Here is a 15,826-nt window from a genome sequence, read left to right as displayed (position 1 = left end):
GGGCTCAGGCGCCCGCCCAAGGGGCCGCAGCATGGCGGGCGTGCTCCCAGACCTCGGGATTCACGACATTCACCGGCCGTTCGCCGCGCATCACGCGCAGCACCTCCTCGGCGGCGGCGAGGTTGGTGCGCTCCACCGAGGCCGGCGTCATGCCGGCCCAGTGCGGCGTCAGCAGCAGATTGGGCGCCTCGAAGAGCGGGCTGTCCCGGGGCGGCGGCTCCTCGTTCATGACGTCGAGCGCGGCGCCGCCGATGCGGCCGTCATGCAGCAGGCGCCGCAGGGCCGGCTCGTCCAGCACGCCGCCGCGGGCCACGTTGATCAGCCAGGCGTCGGGCTTCATCCGCCCCATCATTTCGGCCGAGGCCAGTCCCCGCGTCTCCTCGGTGAGCGGGCAGGCGAGGACGATGAAGTCGGACTCGGAAAAGATGCGCCCGAGATCGGCCGCCTGGACTCCCTCAGGCAGGGCGCCGCCGCTGCGCCGCATGCCCAGCACGCGCATGCCGAAGCCCAGCCCAGCGATGCGCGCCAGGTGCCGGCCGATGGCGCCCAGCCCCACGATTCCGAGCGTGCGGCCCGAGAGCTCGACGGCCTGGTCCCAAGCGGCGATGGACTTCTTCCAGCCCTCGGTGCGGAAGACCCGGTCGGCCGTCTCCAGCCGCCGGCTGGCGACCATCATCTGCGCGATCACGTGCTCGGCGACCGAGACGGCATTGCCGCCGGGCACGTTGGTGACGGGGATGCCGAGCGCCGTCGCGCGGTCCACCGGGATGAAGTCGTAGCCCACGCCCGCGCGGGCCACGAGGCGCAGCTTCGGGCTGCGGTCCAGCAGGTCGCGGGGCAGAGGCAGGCGGACGACCAGTGCGTCGGCCTCGGCGCAGACGGCGTAGAAGCCCTCTGCGCCACGCGTCGGCGGCAGCTCCACCCGCAGGCCTGCCCCTTCCAAGAGCGCGACGGCGGCGGGCGCGATGGGGCTGGTGAGCGCGACGAGCGGCAAGGGCGCATTCCTCGGTTCGGAAGGGATATGAAAGCCGTAGCCGCGCGGGCGGGAGCGTGCAATGCGCGGGCCGCATTCGCAGCGCCCTCGCGCGGCGGGGCTTTTGACGGCTAAGCTCCGGTCAAGTCGAGGAACAAGCCGCCATGAACCAGCAATCGCCCCTGATCCGCGCTCCGGAAGAGGCCCGCCGCCTCGCGCTGCTGAACGCCGTCGAGCGCAAGCTGCTCTGGCTCTCGGCTTGGATGATCCACAACGCCAACCACATCCGCCCCAACCGCGACGGGCTGAAGGTGGGCGGGCACCAGGCCTCCTGCGCTTCGGTCATCTCGATCATGACGGCGTTGTATTTCGACATCCTGAAGCCTGCCGACCGCGTGGCGGTGAAGCCGCATGCCGGGCCGGTCTTCCACGCGATGAACCGGCTGCTCGGCCGCCAGACGCCGGAGCGGATGGCGACGCTGCGGCAGTTCGGGGGCATCCAGCCCTATCCCTCGCGGATCAAGGACGGGGCGGAGGTGGACTTCTCCACGGGCTCGGTGGGGCTGGGCGTGGCGCTCGCCAGCTTTGGCAGCCTCGTGCAGGACTATGTGCGCCTGAAGAAGCTGACGCCCGACGAGATTCCCGCCGGCCGTCACGTCGCCATCGTGGGCGACGCCGAGCTGGACGAGGGCAATATCTACGAGGCCCTGCTCGAGGGCTGGAAGCACGACATCCGCAACGTCTGGTGGGTGGTGGACTACAACCGCCAGAGCCTCGACAGCGTGGTGCAGGACCGCCTCTTCGGCCGCATCGAGGGCCTGTTCCGCGACATGGGCTGGAACGTGGTCACCATCAAATACGGGCGAAAGCTGCAGGCGGCCTTCGCGCGGCCGGGCGGCGAGGCGCTGCGCCGCTTCATCGACGACTGCCCCAACAGCCTCTACTCGGCGCTGACCTTCCAGGGCGGCGCGGCCTGGCGCTCGGCGCTGCTGGCCGAGCTGGGCCGCGAGGACGGGGTGCGCGCCATCATCGACCCGCTCTCGGACGACGAGCTGGCGGATCTCATGAACAACCTCGGCGGGCACGACGTCGAGACGCTGATGGAGGCCTTCCGGGCCCAGGACGCCGCCGGTGACCAGCCGACCTGCTTCATCGCCTATACCATCAAGGGCATGGGCCTGCCCTTCGCCGGCCATAAGGACAACCATTCCGGGCTCATGACGAAGGAGCAGATGGAGACCTTCCGCGAGCTCATGGCGATCCGTCCCGGGCATGAATGGGATGTCTTCGAAGGGCTGGGCCTGCCCGAGGCCGAACTGCAGGCCTTCATCGACTCCGTGCCCTTCGCGCAGAAGCTGACGCCCGAGGGGCGCAGCCTGGTCTCGCCGAAGATCCCCATCCCCGCGGCCTTCCCGGTGCCGAAGGTGCCGGCGGGGCGGAAGCTCGCGACGCAGATGGCCTTCGGCGAGATCCTCGCCGGCATCGGCCGCGGAGAAGGCGAGTACGGCCCCATGGCCGGCCGCATCGTCACCACCAGCCCGGACGTGACGGTCAGCACCAATCTCGGCCCCTGGGTGAACCGGCGCGGCATCTTCGACCGGCACCTCAAGAACGACGTCTTCCGCGACGCCAAGCTGGCCTCGGCCCAGCGCTGGGGGATGTCGCCGCAGGGGCAGCATGTGGAGCTGGGCATTGCCGAGCAGAACCTGTTCCTCATGCTGGCGGGGCTCGGGCTCGCAGATAAGCTCTACGGCGCCCGGCTGCTGCCGATCGGCACGGTCTACGACCCCTTCGTGAACCGCGGCCTCGATGCGCTGATCTACGGCTGCTACATGGATGCGCGCTTCCTGCTGGTCTCGACGCCGTCGGGCCTGACCCTGGCGCCGGAGGGCGGGCAGCACCAGTCGGTGAACACGCCCTTGATCGGCATGGCGCAGGACCGGCTGGCCGCCTTCGAGCCGGCCTTCGCGGACGAGCTGGCCATCCTGATGCGCCATGCCTTCTCCCATATGCAGGAGCCCAACGGGTCGAGCGTCTGGCTGCGGCTGTCCACGCGCGGGCTGGTCCAGCCGGAGCGGGAGCTGGATCCGGCGCAGGTCATCGCGGGCGGCTACTGGATGGTGCCGCCGGCGCAGGGCGCGCGGATCGCCATCGCCTATCAGGGGCCGGTGGCGCCGGAGGCGATCTCGGCCTTCGAGGCGTTGCGCGAGGAGGAGCCCGGCGCGGGCCTGCTGGCGATCACCTCGCCGGACCGGCTGCACCAGGGCTGGCTGGACAGCCGCAAGCGCGCGCGGTCCGGGCCGGGTTCGGCGCCGTCCCATATCGAGACGCTGCTGGCGCCGCTGGCGCCGGGCGCGGGCATCGTGACGGTGCTCGATGGGCACCCGGCGGCGCTGGACTGGATGGGCGGCGTGCGCGGCCAGCGGATCTCGGCGCTGGGCGTGGACCGATTCGGGCAGGGGGGCGACATCCCCGCGCTCTACGCCGAGTACGGGCTGGACGAGGCGGCGATCCTGGACGCCTGCGCGCAGCTGCTGATTGGTTAGGGGATGAGGGCGACGCCCTCGGCGGCGGCGGCGGCACGAAGTCGCTTGTCGAGGGAAGCGAGCGGAAGGCCGCTGCGGATCGCCAGTTCCAGATAGGTGGCGTCGTAGAGGGTCAGCCCGTGGCGGCCCGCGAGCTCGGCACCCAGGGTCAGGACGGCGTCGAGGCCGGCAAGGTCCAGCTCCACATCCATCTCGGCGATATCCCCCAGCAACTCCGCTAATTCGTCGGCGGTGATGCGCTTCCGCCGATAGGAGACGAGCATCACGTTGGCGACTTCCACTCGCCAGATCGCCGGCGAGATGGAGGGAAGACCGGTCAGCCCCGCGAAGTCTGCTGCGGCGCTTTCACCGAGGAGCAGCGCCACGGTGACCGAGGCATCCAGCACGAACTCCGGCACGGAGGCTCAGTACCTCCGCCCCTCGTCCCTGAATTCCAGGATCTCCTCGACGGTCAGAGGCTTGAAGCCCCGTTCGCGCATCTTCTGGCGAAGGGCCTGCAGCTTCTCGCTGAGGGGATGCACGCCCTCGGCCGCCTTCTTCACCGGCACGAGCTTCGCCACCGGCAGCCCGCGCCGCGTGATCGTGACCTCCTCGCCGCGCTCCACGCGGTCGAGGAGGGCGGAGAGATGGGTCTTGGCCTCGAAGGCCCCTACGGTGCCGTCCATGGCCGATAAACTAGTTGGTCAACCAGTCGGCGGCAAGGGATATGGCACCAGCTCCGCATCCCGCCGCTGGTAGAGCGGATGCTTCGGGCTCCCATCCCCGTTCACCCCGAAGCACATCGCGTGAACGCCCGCGGCCGCCAGCAACCGTGCGATCGCCGCCCCCCGCGCCATCAGCGGCTTGGGCGGCTGCCCCCAGGCCACCACCACCAGCGCCGCCGAGCGGGCGTAGTGCAGGATGGTGGCATCGGTCTCCTCGCCGACCGGGTCCTCCACCTCCAGCAGCCGCTTCTTGTCCGTGGCCCGGTAGCTGAAGGCGTTCAGCATCACGAGCCCGGGCAGCCCCCAGCGGTACCGCGCCCGCCACATGCAGCCCGCCACGGTCGGGTCGTCCACGTCGACATCGGCCGTCGAGGGGTTCATCCCGATGACTGCGCCAAAGCCCGGCGTGCCCAGCGGCCGGCCGTCCCAGCGGCGTTCCAGCCACCAGCGCCAGCGCCGGTCGGGGGAGAAGGCGGCCGCCGAGACGACGTCGGACGCCAGCTTGAGGCGGACCTTCCCGCCGGGATCATGGGAATCGGGCATCACGGCAGTATTGGCGCGGCCGTCCCTTTCCGCTACACGCCCCGCTTCCTACCCGGCAACGCTGGAACGCGGGCGTGGTGGAATTGGCAGACACGCTGGATTTAGGTTCCAGTGGCGCAAGCCGTGGGGGTTCAAGTCCCTCCGTCCGCACCACCGCCGCATCCAGCGATTTTTTGAAATGGATTCAAGGGCAATGCAGGTCACTGAGGTCGCGAATGAGGGTCTGAAGCGGGCCTATACGGTCGTGGTCCCCGCTTCGAGCATCGCGCTCCAGAAGGACAAGCGCCTGGCGGAGATCGCCAAGGACATCAAGCTGCCCGGCTTCCGCCCCGGCAAGGTGCCCCAGAAGGTCGTCCAGGCCCGCTACGGCCAGGCCGTGATGGGCGAGGTTCTCGAGGCCTCGGTGCAGGAGGCCTCGGACAAGGTCGTCTCCGACAACAACCTGCGCCCGGCCCTGCAGCCCAAGATCGAGCTGGTGAACTTCGCCGACGGCGCCGACCTCGAATTCCGCATGGACGTCGAGGTCCTGCCCGAGATCCCGATGCCCGATTTCGCCGGCATCAGCCTGATCCGCCTCAAGGCCGCCCCCGGCGAGGAGGACATCACCAAGGCGCTGGAGAACATCACCCGCCGCCAGGCCTCCCTCGAGGAGACCGAGGCCCGCCCCGCCGCCAAGGGCGAGGTGCTGATCTGCGACTTCGTCGGCCGCATCGACGGCGTCGAGTTCCAGGGCGGCACGGCCAGCGACATGCCCATCGAGGTCGCCGGCCCCGGCTTCATCCCGGGCTTCACCGAGCAGCTCGAGGGCATGGCCCCGGGCGAGGAGCGCCTCGTGAAAGTGACCTTCCCGGCCGAGTACGGCTCGGCGGAGCTGGCCGGCAAGGATGCCGAGTTCACCGTCACGGCCAAGGCGCTGAAGATCTATGCCAAGCCCGCGCTGGACGACGAGTTCGCGAAGAAGCTCGGGCTGGAGAGCATGGAGAAGCTGCGCGAGGCCATCACCGATTCGCTGCAGCGCGAGTACGACAGCCTCAGCCGCATGGCGATCAAGCGGAAGCTGCTCGACGCGCTGGCCGAGCGCGCCAGTTTCACCGTGCCCGAGGGCATGGTGGACAACGAGTTCGCCCAGATCTGGCAGCGCGTGGAGGCCGACCTCAAGGCCGGCAAGCTGGACGGCGAGGATGCCGGCAAGGACGAGGCGACCCTGAAGGCCGAGTACCGCGCCATCGCCGAGCGCAGGATCCGTCTGGGACTGTTGCTCTCCGAGATCGGCCGGACCAACAACATCCAGGTCTCCCGCGAGGAGCTGGGCCAGGCCATGCGGGCCGAGGTGCAGCGCTATCCGGGCCAGGAGAAGCAGGTCTACGACTTCTTCCAGAAGAACCCGCAGGCCATCGAGAACCTGCGCAGCCCGATCTTCGAGGAGAAGGTCGTGGACTTCATGCTGGAGCTGGCCAAGGTCGAGGACGAGACGGTCTCCGCCGAGAAGCTGGCCGAGGCTGCCCAGCAGGCCTGAGGGGGAGGGGCTCGCAAAGGGCCCCCCTTTCCCTGGGCGCGTCTCTGCCCACATGCTGCATTCTGACACCGAGGCCCGGGCGCGATTCGCCGGGCCTTAACCCGGCCGTGCCCATCCTGGGGCGGACCTCAGATGATGGGATACCAAGACGTGCGGGACCGCGATCCAGTCGAAATCTACAACAACAACCTCGTGCCCATGGTGGTGGAGCAATCCAGCCGGGGCGAGCGCGCCTATGACATTTATTCGCGCCTGCTGAAGGAGCGGATCATCTTCCTGACCGGCCAGGTCTACGACCAGGTGTCCGCCCTGATCTGCGCCCAGCTGCTGTTTCTTGAGAGCGAGAACCCGAACAAGGACATCTCGTTCTACATCAACAGCCCGGGCGGCGTGGTGAGCGCGGGACTCGCGATCTACGACACGATGCAGTACATCCGCAGCCCCGTGAGCACGGTCTGCGTCGGCATGGCGGCCTCCATGGGGTCCCTGCTGCTGACCGCCGGCGCCAAGGGCAAGCGCTTCGCCCTGCCGAACGCCCGCGTCATGGTCCACCAGCCCTCCGGCGGCGCCCAGGGCCAGGCGACGGACATCGAGATCCAGGCCAAGGAGATCCTGGAGCTGCGCAAGCGGCTCAACCAGATCTACGTGACCCATACCGGCCAGGACGTGGCGGCGATCGAGGCCAAGCTGGAGCGCGACAGCTACATGTCCGCCGAGGAGGCCCGCGACTGGGGGCTGATCGACCAGGTGGTGGACAAGCGCCCGGCGGGCCCCGAGGCTACCCCCAAGGGCTGATGGCCAGGACGGCGAATTGATGAGTCTTTAGTGTTTTCCGGGGCATGGTCAAGCCGTAAGGAGGCCATGCTTCCCCCGGGGGCCCCATGGGGTCTATGGTTTTGCAACGCACCTGTAGGAATGGGCGACCGGCTCCACCTTCCAGGGCGCGAGGAGTTGGCATGAGCAAGTCTGGCGACAGCAAGAACACCCTATACTGCTCCTTCTGTGGGAAGTCGCAGCACGAGGTGCGCAAGCTCATCGCGGGTCCGACGGTGTTCATCTGCGACGAGTGCGTCGAGCTGTGCATGGACATCATCCGCGAGGAGCACAAGACGCACCTCGTGAAGACCCGCGACGGCGTGCCGACGCCCAAGGAGATCTGCAAGGTCCTCGACGACTACGTGATCGGGCAGGACCACGCGAAGAAGGTGCTCTCGGTCGCGGTCCACAACCACTACAAGCGGCTGGCCGCGGGCGCGAAGAACAACGACGTCGAGATCGCCAAGAGCAACATCATGCTCATCGGGCCCACCGGCTCGGGCAAGACGCTGCTCGCGCAGACCCTGGCACGTATCCTCGACGTGCCCTTCACCATGGCCGACGCGACCACGCTGACCGAGGCCGGCTATGTCGGCGAGGATGTGGAGAACATCATCCTCAAGCTGCTGCAATCGGCCGACTACAACGTGGAGCGGGCGCAGCGCGGCATCGTCTACATCGACGAGGTCGACAAGATCAGCCGCAAGTCGGACAACCCCTCCATCACGCGCGACGTGAGCGGCGAGGGCGTCCAGCAGGCGCTGCTGAAGATCATGGAGGGCACGGTCGCCTCCGTGCCGCCGCAGGGCGGCAGGAAGCACCCGCAGCAGGAATTCCTGCAGGTGGACACGACCAACATCCTCTTCATCTGCGGCGGCGCCTTCTCCGGGCTGGAGAAGATCATCGGCTCCCGCGGCAAGGGCTCGGGCATCGGCTTCGGCGCCGAGGTCCGCAGCCCCGAGGACCGGCGCATGGGCGCCGTGCTCCGCGAGGTGGAGCCCGAGGACCTGTTGAAGTTCGGCCTGATCCCCGAGTTCATCGGCCGCCTGCCCGTGGTCGCGACCCTCGAGGACCTGGACGAGAAGGCGCTCATCGAGATCCTGACCCGGCCGAAGAACGCGTTGCTCAAGCAGTACCAGCGCCTCTTCGAGATGGAGGGCGCCAAGCTCACCTTCACGGAGGACGCGCTGAAGTCGGTCGCCAGCCGCGCCATCCAGCGCAAGACCGGCGCCCGCGGGCTCCGCTCCATCATGGAGCAGATCCTCCTGACGACCATGTTCGAGCTGCCCGGCCTCGCCGATGTCGAGGAAGTCGTGGTGAACCGCGAGGTCGCGGAGGTCCGCGCCCAGCCGCTGTTCATCTATGGCGAGAAGCCGGCCGAGCAGAGCTCGGCATGAGGGGCGGCGGGCCGCTTGTTTCCCCGCCAGCCCATGACCAAGTGCCTACCCTAACCCGTGGCCACGGGTGGGCGTGCCGAATGCGGGCGCCCATCAGGCCGACTGTCCCAGTGAGGTCCCTATGACGGAAGTGATTCGCGGCGACTTGTTACCCGTATTGCCGCTGCGGGATATCGTGGTCTTCCCGCACCTCATCGTGCCGCTCTTCGTCGGCCGCGAGAAATCCGTGCGCGCTCTCGAGGCTGTCATGCGCGACGACAAGCAGATCCTGCTCGTCGCCCAGAAGAACGCCGAGCAGAACGATCCCGGCACCGGCGATCTCTACGAGACCGGCACCGTCTCCACGGTGCTGCAGCTGCTGAAGCTGCCCGACGGCACCGTGAAGGTGCTGGTCGAAGGCGGCCGTCGCGCGAAGATCGTGAAGTTCAAGGAGACGGACAACTACTTCGAGGCCTATGCCGAGGTCGTCGAGGAGGCCCCCTCGGAGAAGCGCGAGGTGGAGGCGCTGATGCGCAGCGTCGTCTCGCAGTTCGAGAGCTACATCAAGCTCAACAAGAAGATCTCGCCCGAGGTGCTGGTCTCGATCAACCAGATCGACGACCCCAGCAAGCTCGCCGACACCATCGCCAGCCACCTCTCCATCAAGATTCCCGAGAAGCAGGAGCTGCTGGAGATCGCCTCCGTCGGCGGCCGGCTGGAGCGCATCTTCGCCCATATGGAAGGCGAGATGAGCGTGCTCCAGGTGGAGAAGCGCATCCGCAGCCGCGTCAAGCGGCAGATGGAGAAGACCCAGCGCGAGTACTACCTCAACGAGCAGATGAAGGCGATCCAGAAGGAGCTGGGCGAGGGCGAGGACGGCAAGGACGAGGCCGCCGAGCTGGAGGCCCGCATCAAGGCGACCAAGCTCTCGAAGGAGGCGCGCGAGAAGGCCCTGGGCGAGCTGAAGAAGCTGCGCACCATGAGCCCGATGTCGGCCGAGGCGACGGTGGTGCGCAACTACCTCGACTGGATCCTGTCGATCCCCTGGAAGAAGCGCACGACGGTCCGCAAGGACATCATCGCGGCGGAGAAGGTGCTCGACGCCGACCACTACGGCCTCGAGAAGGTCAAGGAGCGGATCATCGAGTACCTGGCGGTCCAGTCGCGCAGCCAGAAGATCAAGGGTCCGATCCTGTGCCTCGTGGGTCCGCCCGGCGTGGGCAAGACCTCGCTCGGCAAGTCCATCGCCAAGGCCACGGGCCGCAACTTCGTGCGCATGTCGCTGGGCGGCGTGCGGGACGAGGCGGAGATCCGCGGTCACCGGCGGACCTATATCGGCTCCATGCCGGGCAAGGTCATCCAGGGCATGAAGAAGGCGAAGACCTCGAATCCGCTCTTCCTGCTGGACGAGATCGACAAGCTCGGCGCCGACTGGCGCGGCGACCCGTCCTCGGCCCTACTGGAGGTGCTCGATCCCGAGCAGAACTCGACCTTCGCGGACCACTACCTGGAGGTCGACTACGACCTCTCGGACGTGATGTTCGTCACGACCGCGAACTCGCTGCGCATGCCCCAGCCGCTGCTGGACCGCATGGAGATCATCCGCATCCCCGGCTACACCGAGGATGAGAAGGTTCAGATCGCCAAGCGGCACCTGTTCTCGAAGGTCTCCGAGGCCAACGGCCTGAAGGCGGGCGAGTGGACGCTCTCCGATGAGGCGCTGCTGGATCTCGTGCGCTACTACACGCGCGAGGCCGGCGTGCGGAACCTCGAGCGGGAGCTCGGCGGCCTGGCACGCAAGGCGGTGAAGGAGATCGTCTCGAAGAAGGCGAAGAAGGTCTCGATCAACGTCAAGAACCTCGAGAAGTATGCGGGCATCAAGAAGTACCGCTACGGCGAGGCCGAGAGCGAGGACATGGTCGGCGTCGTGACCGGCCTGGCCTGGACCGAGGTGGGCGGCGAGATTCTGACCATCGAGAGCGTGGTGGTGCCCGGCAAGGGCAACATCAAGCCGACGGGCCAGCTCGGCGACGTGATGAAGGAGAGCGTGAGCGCCGCGCTGTCCTACGTGCGGTCGCGCTCGATCACCTTCGGCATCAAGCCGACGCTGTTCGAGAAGCGGGACATCCACGTGCACGTGCCGGAAGGCGCGACGCCGAAGGACGGACCGTCGGCCGGCGTGGCGATGGCGACCTCCATCATCAGCGTGCTGACCGGCATCCCCGTGCGGCGCGACGTGGCGATGACGGGCGAGATCACGCTGCGCGGCCGGGTGCTGCCGATCGGCGGGCTGAAGGAGAAGCTGCTCGCGGCCCTCCGGGCGGGGATCACCACGGTCTTCATCCCGAAGGACAACGAGAAGGACCTCGCCGACATCCCCGACAGCGTCCGCAAGGCGCTGAAGATCGTGGCGGTCAGCCATGTCGACCAGGTGATCAGCCAGGCGCTGGTGCGCGCGCCGGAGCCCATCACCTGGGTGGAGCCGGAGGAGACTCCGGTGCCGCCGGCCGAGTCGGAGACGGCCGTCCGCCCGCACTAGCGGTGGGGACGATTCATCGCTTCGGCCTTCGGCCTAGGCGGATCGTGCCCGAGGGCTTGCATCGAGTCGGAAGGGGGCGTCGCGGTCGCGGCGCCCCCTTTGCATATCAAGGCTTTGCGCGTGTCATCCCCAGAAAACCGAGGGTTTCCGCCGCGAATCGGGCGATGCGGCGATTGACGCCCCGGAAAACCGACCCTTAGTGTCCGGTATCGATCACGGCGGTGGAATCGGTCCTCGCCATTGGGTCAGTTCAGAAGGGGGGACATCCCATGAACAAGCAGGATCTCGTTGCGGTCGTCGCGGAAGCGGGGGAGCTGTCGAAGGCCAAGGCCGGCGACGTTCTGGACTCGGTCTTCGAGGCGATCACGAAGGCGCTGAAGAAGAAGCAGGAGGTCCGTCTGGTGGGCTTCGGCACGTTCAGCACCAGCAAGCGCAAGGCCGGCAAGGGCCGCAATCCGCGCACGGGCGAGGAGATCAAGATTCCGGCGTCGACGACCGTCCGGTTCAAGGCCGGCAAGGGCCTCAAGGACAGCGTGAACTAATCCCCACAAAATCACTGCGTGATTTTGCGGAGGAGGCCCCGGTCGGGCGCCCAAGCCGCCGCGAGACGGCGGCTCAGGGAGCCCCATACGGGTGCTCATCTTGAAGGACAGGTTCCCCTCGCGAGGCTAAGCCTCGCGAGGGTATCGAGGCCGACGCTCTGGGCGCGGCGCACTTGTCGGAAGCGTGGCATGCCAGGATCGGCGGGCCTGCTGAGAATCCGGCCGCGCGATGGCCGGCGCCGCCCACATGACAGCGAAGTTGGTGCTAAAGTCGCGCGGCGAAGCCAAGGCGGCGGGTCGGGGCTGCTTGCCACGAAGCCGCCCGGCGTCTGAGGGCACAAAAACATTCTGATTCATCGCACCTTCGGCGCAGTGAATCAGGGCGCTTAGCTCAGAGGTAGAGCGCCTGCTTTACACGCAGGATGTCGGCGGTTCGACCCCGTCAGCGCCCACCAGATTTTCCTTCGTGTCGGTTGGTTGACAGGTGGGGGGAGGGGCCGTAAACGCCCCCCACGTCTTACGCGGGTGTAGCTCAGTCGGTTAGAGCGCCGGCCTGTCACGCCGGAGGTCGCGGGTTCGAGCCCCGTCACTCGCGCCAGATATTTCCTCCAGATCGCAGCGCTTCGATCGCCCTCTGGGCGGCCTCTTCATCGGCCCTCTTGTTGCGAACGATTCGCAAGAAAGCCCAATGAATCCCTTGGCCTGACGCGGGTTTAACCCGGGCCCCCCTATGGCAACCTGACACGGCCTTGCTGTATGGTGCGCCGCGTCAGAGGGGCGCTCCCGGGCACCCGTCTGGCTGGCGCTCGTTCCGGGCGCGGATTTGTGAAACGCAAGGCACGACGATGACGCAGCCCCTGCTCGCCGAGTACTTTCCGATCCTCGTCTTCCTGGGCATCGCCGGCGGCATCGCCATCGCCATGGTCGGCGGCAGCATGCTCCTTGCGCGCCAGAAGCCAAATGCGGAAAAGCTGTCGGCCTACGAGTGCGGCTTCGCCCCCTTCGACGACACGCGCCGCCGCTTCGACGTGCGCTTCTACCTCGTCGCCATCCTCTTCATCATCTTCGACCTCGAGGTCGCCTTCCTCTTCCCTTGGGCGGTCACGCTGGGCGACATCGGCTGGCTCGGCTTCGGCTCGATGATGGGCTTCCTGGGCGTGCTGACGGTGGGTTTCATCTACGAATGGCGCAAGGGCGCCCTGGACTGGGAGTAGGCCCATGAGCGACCTCGCCTGGAACCGTGAAGCGGCCCCGCCCGGGCCTCAGCAGGATGCGGTCCTGCGCGCCGTCACCGGCGAGATGGAGGAGAAGGGCTTCGTCGTCGCCAACCTCGACAAGGTGGTGAACTGGGCGCGGACCGGCAGCCTCTGGCCGATGACCTTCGGGCTTGCCTGCTGCGCGGTGCCGATGATCCACGCCTACATGGCGCGCTACGACCTCGACCGCTTCGGCATCATCCCGCGCGGCTCGCCGCGGCAGTCGGACGTGATGATCGTGGCGGGCACGCTGACCAACAAGATGGCCCCCGCGCTGCGCAAGGTCTACGACCAGATGTCCGAGCCGCGCTGGGTCATCTCGATGGGCAGCTGCGCCAATGGCGGCGGCTACTACCACTACAGCTACAGCGTGGTCCGCGGCTGCGACCGCATCGTGCCGGTGGACGTCTACGTGCCGGGCTGCCCGCCCACGGCCGAGGCGCTGGTCTATGGCATCCTCCAGCTTCAGCGGAAGATCCGGCGGACGGGGACCATCCTCCGTGGTTGATGCGCTCGAGAACGACATCCGCGAGGTCCTGGGCGATCGCCTGCCCGTCGAGTTCGCGCGCGCCCGCTACGGCGCCGAGCTCGTGCTGCATGCGACGCGCGAATCGCTGCTGCCGCTGATGCTGCTGCTGCGCGACACGCCCGCGCTCGACTTCGCCCAGCTCATGGACGTCTGCGGCGTGGACTGGCCCGAGCGTCCCGAGCGCTTCGACGTCGTCTACAACCTGCTCTCGCTGACCCGGAACGCCCGCGTCACCGTGATCGTGCCGACGGACGACTCGCAGCCGGTTCCGAGCGTGGCGCCGATCTGGCCGACCGCGACCTGGTTCGAGCGCGAGACCTGGGACATGTACGGCGTCGTCTTCGCCGGCCTCGCCGACCTGCGGCGCCTGCTGACCGACTACGGCTTCGAAGGCCATCCGCTGCGCAAGGATTTCCCGCTGACCGGCTTCGTCGAGGTCCGCTACGACGCGGAGGTCGGCCGCGTCGTGCAGGAGCCCGTGAAGCTCACCCAGGATTTTCGTTCGTTCGACTTCATGAGCCCCTGGGAGGCGATGACCACGCTGCCGGGCGACGAGAAGGTGCACCTCAACCGGCTGCCTCCGCCGGAGCCTGCCAAGACGGAGGAGGCCAAGCCGTGAGCGAGCTCAGCCCGACCGAAGATCTCAGCCCCGTCGGATCCCCCGAGGCGGCGCCCACCCGCACCATCGAGGTGGACAGCCACACCATCAACTTCGGCCCGCAGCACCCGGCCGCGCATGGCGTGCTGCGCCTCATCCTGGAGATGAAGGGCGAGGTGGTGGAGCGTGCCGATCCGCATATCGGCCTGCTGCATCGCGGCACCGAGAAGCTGATCGAGTACAAGACCTATCTGCAGGCGCTGCCCTATTTCGACCGGCTCGACTATGTGTCGCCCATGTGCATGGAGCACGCCTTCGCGCTCGGGACGGAGCGGCTGCTGGGCATCACCCAGGATATCCCGGAGCGCGCGCAGTACATCCGCGTGATGTTCGCGGAGATCACGCGCATCCTGAACCATCTGCTGAACGTCACGACCTACGCGCTGGACTGCGGCGCCATCACGCCGGCGCTCTGGGGCTTCGAGCAGCGCGAGCACCTGCTCGAGATGTACGAGATGACCTCGGGCAGCCACTACCACGCGAACTACTTCCGGCCCGGCGGCGTCGCCAAGGACATCCCGGCCGCGCTGCCCGCGAAGATCGAAGCCTGGATGGCGCAGTTCCCGGCCTTCCTCGACGAGCTCGAGACGCTGCTGACGGGCAACCGCATCTTCAAGCAGCGCACCGTCGACATCGGCGTCATGACTGCCGAGCAGGCGATGGCGTGGGGCTTCTCCGGCCCCTGCCTGCGTGCCTCGGGCATGGCCTGGGACCTCCGCAAGTCGCAGCCCTACGACGTTTACGACCGGATGGAGTTCGACATCCCTGTCGGCCGCAACGGCGACTGCTACGACCGCTACCTGGTCCGCATGCAGGAGATGCGGCAGTCGCTGCGCATCATCCGCCAGTGCCTGGACCAGATGAAGCCGGGACCGATCAAGATCCTGGACAACAAGATCGTGCCGCCGAATCGCGGCACCATGAAGCGCTCGATGGAAGCGCTGATCCACCACTTCAAGCTTTACACCGAGGGCTATCACGTGCCGGCGGGCAGCACCTACACCGTGACCGAGGCGCCCAAGGGCGAATTCGGCGTCTATCTCGTCTCCGACGGCACCAACAAGCCCTACCGCTGCAAGATCCGCGCGCCGGGCTATGCGCATCTCCAGGCGATGGAGGAGCTGAGCAAGGGCCACATGCTGGCCGACGCCGTCTCCATCATCGGCAGCCTCGATATCGTCTTCGGGGAGATCGACCGGTGAGCGCGCCCCACGATCACCACGGGCACGTCGAGCCGACCTCCTTCGCCTTCGATGCCGACAGCGAGGCGCAGATCGCCAAGATCGTGGCGCGCTATCCCGAGGGCCGGCAGGCCAGTGCCGTCATTCCCGCGCTCTACGTCGCCCAGAAGCAGATGGGCCGGCTGACCGGCAGCGCCTGGGTGCCGCGCGTGGCGATGGACGCGGTGGCCGCGCGGCTCTCCATGCCGCCGATGCGCGTCTACGAGGTCGCGACCTTCTACTTCATGTTCAACACGAAGCCGATCGGGAAGTACCACCTGCAGGTCTGCGGCACGACGCCCTGCTGGCTCCGCGGCTCGGACGAGGTGAAGCGCGCCTGCCAGGAGGCGGGCCATCTCAAGGGCTATGGCGACACCAGCGAGGACGGCCTCTTCACCATGACCGAGGTGGAGTGCCTGGGCGGCTGCGTGAACGCGCCGATCCTGCAGGTGGACGACGACTACTACGAGGACATGGACTACGAGAGCACGGTGAAGCTGCTCGAGGCGCTGAAGCGCGGCGAGCGGCCGAAGCCCGGCTCCGTGATCGGCCGGCAGACCAGCGCGCCCGAGGGCGGACCGATGGTGCTGACCGGGTCGGAGGAATAG

The 15,826-nt window shown here is 67.6% G+C and carries 15 protein-coding genes and 3 tRNA genes; 14 read left to right on the top strand and 4 right to left on the bottom strand.

All coding sequences use genetic code 11. From position 1 onward, the window contains the following. Positions 1-4: 4 nt before the first annotated feature. Positions 5-994, bottom strand: coding sequence for a hydroxyacid dehydrogenase (locus tag AC1ROY_RS05360; RefSeq protein ID WP_493147558.1), 990 nt, complete (start codon positions 992-994; stop codon positions 5-7). A 143-nt stretch (positions 995-1,137) separates the two neighbouring features. Here AC1ROY_RS05360 and AC1ROY_RS05355 point away from each other — a divergent pair, with 143 nt between their 5' ends. Beyond that, entirely contained in the window at positions 1,138-3,519 is a 2,382-nt protein-coding gene (locus AC1ROY_RS05355) for a thiamine pyrophosphate-binding protein (RefSeq protein WP_493147557.1), read from the top strand. On the opposite strand, the gene AC1ROY_RS05350 is transcribed toward AC1ROY_RS05355, so the two are convergent. From AC1ROY_RS05350 to AC1ROY_RS05340, 3 genes are read right to left on the bottom strand one after another with little or no spacing between them, the layout of a single operon-like run. Continuing rightward, positions 3,516-3,917 carry a type II toxin-antitoxin system VapC family toxin gene (locus tag AC1ROY_RS05350; protein WP_493147556.1) on the bottom strand — a complete coding sequence of 134 codons (402 nt, stop codon included), beginning with the start codon at positions 3,915-3,917 and terminating at the stop codon, positions 3,516-3,518. The two genes, AC1ROY_RS05355 and AC1ROY_RS05350, sit on opposite strands and share 4 nt — an antisense overlap. Positions 3,918-3,923: 6 nt before the next feature. Next, positions 3,924-4,184, bottom strand: a complete 261-nt coding sequence (locus tag AC1ROY_RS05345; protein ID WP_493147555.1) for a type II toxin-antitoxin system Phd/YefM family antitoxin — start codon at positions 4,182-4,184, stop codon at positions 3,924-3,926. A gap of 18 nt (positions 4,185-4,202) precedes the next feature. Continuing rightward, positions 4,203-4,766: a DUF1643 domain-containing protein gene (locus AC1ROY_RS05340; protein WP_493147554.1), complete on the bottom strand. Its 564-nt coding sequence runs from the start codon at positions 4,764-4,766 to the stop codon at positions 4,203-4,205. A 68-nt stretch (positions 4,767-4,834) separates the two neighbouring features. Here AC1ROY_RS05340 and AC1ROY_RS05335 point away from each other — a divergent pair. The 13 genes from AC1ROY_RS05335 (at position 4,835) to AC1ROY_RS05275 (ending at position 15,826) form a co-directional block, all read left to right on the top strand. Beyond that, positions 4,835-4,919, top strand: a tRNA-Leu gene (locus AC1ROY_RS05335). Positions 4,920-4,959: 40 nt separating this feature from the next. Further along, on the top strand, positions 4,960-6,282 hold the full coding sequence (tig, locus tag AC1ROY_RS05330; RefSeq protein WP_493147553.1) for a trigger factor: 1,323 nt from the start codon (positions 4,960-4,962) through the stop codon (positions 6,280-6,282). 150 nt (positions 6,283-6,432) lie between these two features. Beyond that, complete coding sequence (clpP, locus tag AC1ROY_RS05325; protein WP_493147552.1) at positions 6,433-7,077, top strand: ATP-dependent Clp endopeptidase proteolytic subunit ClpP; 645 nt, start codon at positions 6,433-6,435, stop codon at positions 7,075-7,077. A gap of 161 nt (positions 7,078-7,238) precedes the next feature. Next, positions 7,239-8,495, top strand: coding sequence for an ATP-dependent Clp protease ATP-binding subunit ClpX (clpX, locus tag AC1ROY_RS05320; protein ID WP_493147551.1), 1,257 nt, complete (start codon positions 7,239-7,241; stop codon positions 8,493-8,495). Between the two features lie 121 nt (positions 8,496-8,616). Continuing rightward, positions 8,617-11,013 carry an endopeptidase La gene (gene lon / locus AC1ROY_RS05315; RefSeq protein ID WP_493147550.1) on the top strand — a complete coding sequence of 799 codons (2,397 nt, stop codon included), beginning with the start codon at positions 8,617-8,619 and terminating at the stop codon, positions 11,011-11,013. A gap of 269 nt (positions 11,014-11,282) precedes the next feature. Next, positions 11,283-11,555, top strand: coding sequence for an HU family DNA-binding protein (locus AC1ROY_RS05310; protein ID WP_424813972.1), 273 nt, complete (start codon positions 11,283-11,285; stop codon positions 11,553-11,555). Positions 11,556-11,935: 380 nt separating this feature from the next. Then, a tRNA-Val gene (locus AC1ROY_RS05305) sits at positions 11,936-12,010 on the top strand. Between the two features lie 66 nt (positions 12,011-12,076). Further along, a tRNA-Asp gene (locus AC1ROY_RS05300) sits at positions 12,077-12,153 on the top strand. A gap of 247 nt (positions 12,154-12,400) precedes the next feature. Continuing rightward, positions 12,401-12,769 (top strand): NADH-quinone oxidoreductase subunit A, encoded by a 369-nt coding sequence (locus tag AC1ROY_RS05295; protein ID WP_493147549.1) that lies wholly within the window; start codon positions 12,401-12,403, stop codon positions 12,767-12,769. 4 nt (positions 12,770-12,773) lie between these two features. Beyond that, the gene (locus AC1ROY_RS05290; protein ID WP_493147548.1) at positions 12,774-13,319 is read left to right on the top strand and encodes a NuoB/complex I 20 kDa subunit family protein; all 546 of its coding nucleotides are present in this window, start codon (positions 12,774-12,776) and stop codon (positions 13,317-13,319) included. A gap of 16 nt (positions 13,320-13,335) precedes the next feature. Further along, positions 13,336-13,959, top strand: coding sequence for an NADH-quinone oxidoreductase subunit C (locus AC1ROY_RS05285; RefSeq protein WP_493148357.1), 624 nt, complete (start codon positions 13,336-13,338; stop codon positions 13,957-13,959). Positions 13,960-14,024: 65 nt separating this feature from the next. Next, the gene (locus tag AC1ROY_RS05280; RefSeq protein WP_493148355.1) at positions 14,025-15,200 is read left to right on the top strand and encodes an NADH-quinone oxidoreductase subunit D; all 1,176 of its coding nucleotides are present in this window, start codon (positions 14,025-14,027) and stop codon (positions 15,198-15,200) included. Beyond that, a complete protein-coding gene (locus AC1ROY_RS05275; RefSeq protein WP_493147547.1) occupies positions 15,197-15,826 on the top strand; it encodes a complex I 24 kDa subunit family protein in 630 nt (209 codons plus the stop codon). The genes AC1ROY_RS05280 and AC1ROY_RS05275 overlap by 4 nt, the downstream gene beginning before the upstream one ends.

The organism is Roseococcus sp. GW821-FHT12F05, assembly GCF_058806835.1.
Note: the sequence above shows the minus strand (reverse complement) of the source record. Positions and strands in the feature narration are given on the sequence as shown.

Excerpts from the sequence above, each read along its gene's own strand:
- AC1ROY_RS05355 (WP_493147557.1), top strand. The coding sequence starts at position 1,138 with ATGAACCAGCAATCGCCCCTGATCCGCGCTCCGGAAGAGGCCCGCCGC.
- AC1ROY_RS05345 (WP_493147555.1), bottom strand. The coding sequence starts at position 4,184 with ATGGACGGCACCGTAGGGGCCTTCGAGGCCAAGACCCATCTCTCCGCC.
- AC1ROY_RS05340 (WP_493147554.1), bottom strand. The coding sequence starts at position 4,766 with ATGCCCGATTCCCATGATCCCGGCGGGAAGGTCCGCCTCAAGCTGGCG.
- tig (WP_493147553.1), top strand. The coding sequence starts at position 4,960 with ATGCAGGTCACTGAGGTCGCGAATGAGGGTCTGAAGCGGGCCTATACG.
- clpX (WP_493147551.1), top strand. The coding sequence starts at position 7,239 with ATGAGCAAGTCTGGCGACAGCAAGAACACCCTATACTGCTCCTTCTGT.
- lon (WP_493147550.1), top strand. The coding sequence starts at position 8,617 with ATGACGGAAGTGATTCGCGGCGACTTGTTACCCGTATTGCCGCTGCGG.
- AC1ROY_RS05310 (WP_424813972.1), top strand. The coding sequence starts at position 11,283 with ATGAACAAGCAGGATCTCGTTGCGGTCGTCGCGGAAGCGGGGGAGCTG.
- AC1ROY_RS05295 (WP_493147549.1), top strand. The coding sequence starts at position 12,401 with ATGACGCAGCCCCTGCTCGCCGAGTACTTTCCGATCCTCGTCTTCCTG.
- AC1ROY_RS05290 (WP_493147548.1), top strand. The coding sequence starts at position 12,774 with ATGAGCGACCTCGCCTGGAACCGTGAAGCGGCCCCGCCCGGGCCTCAG.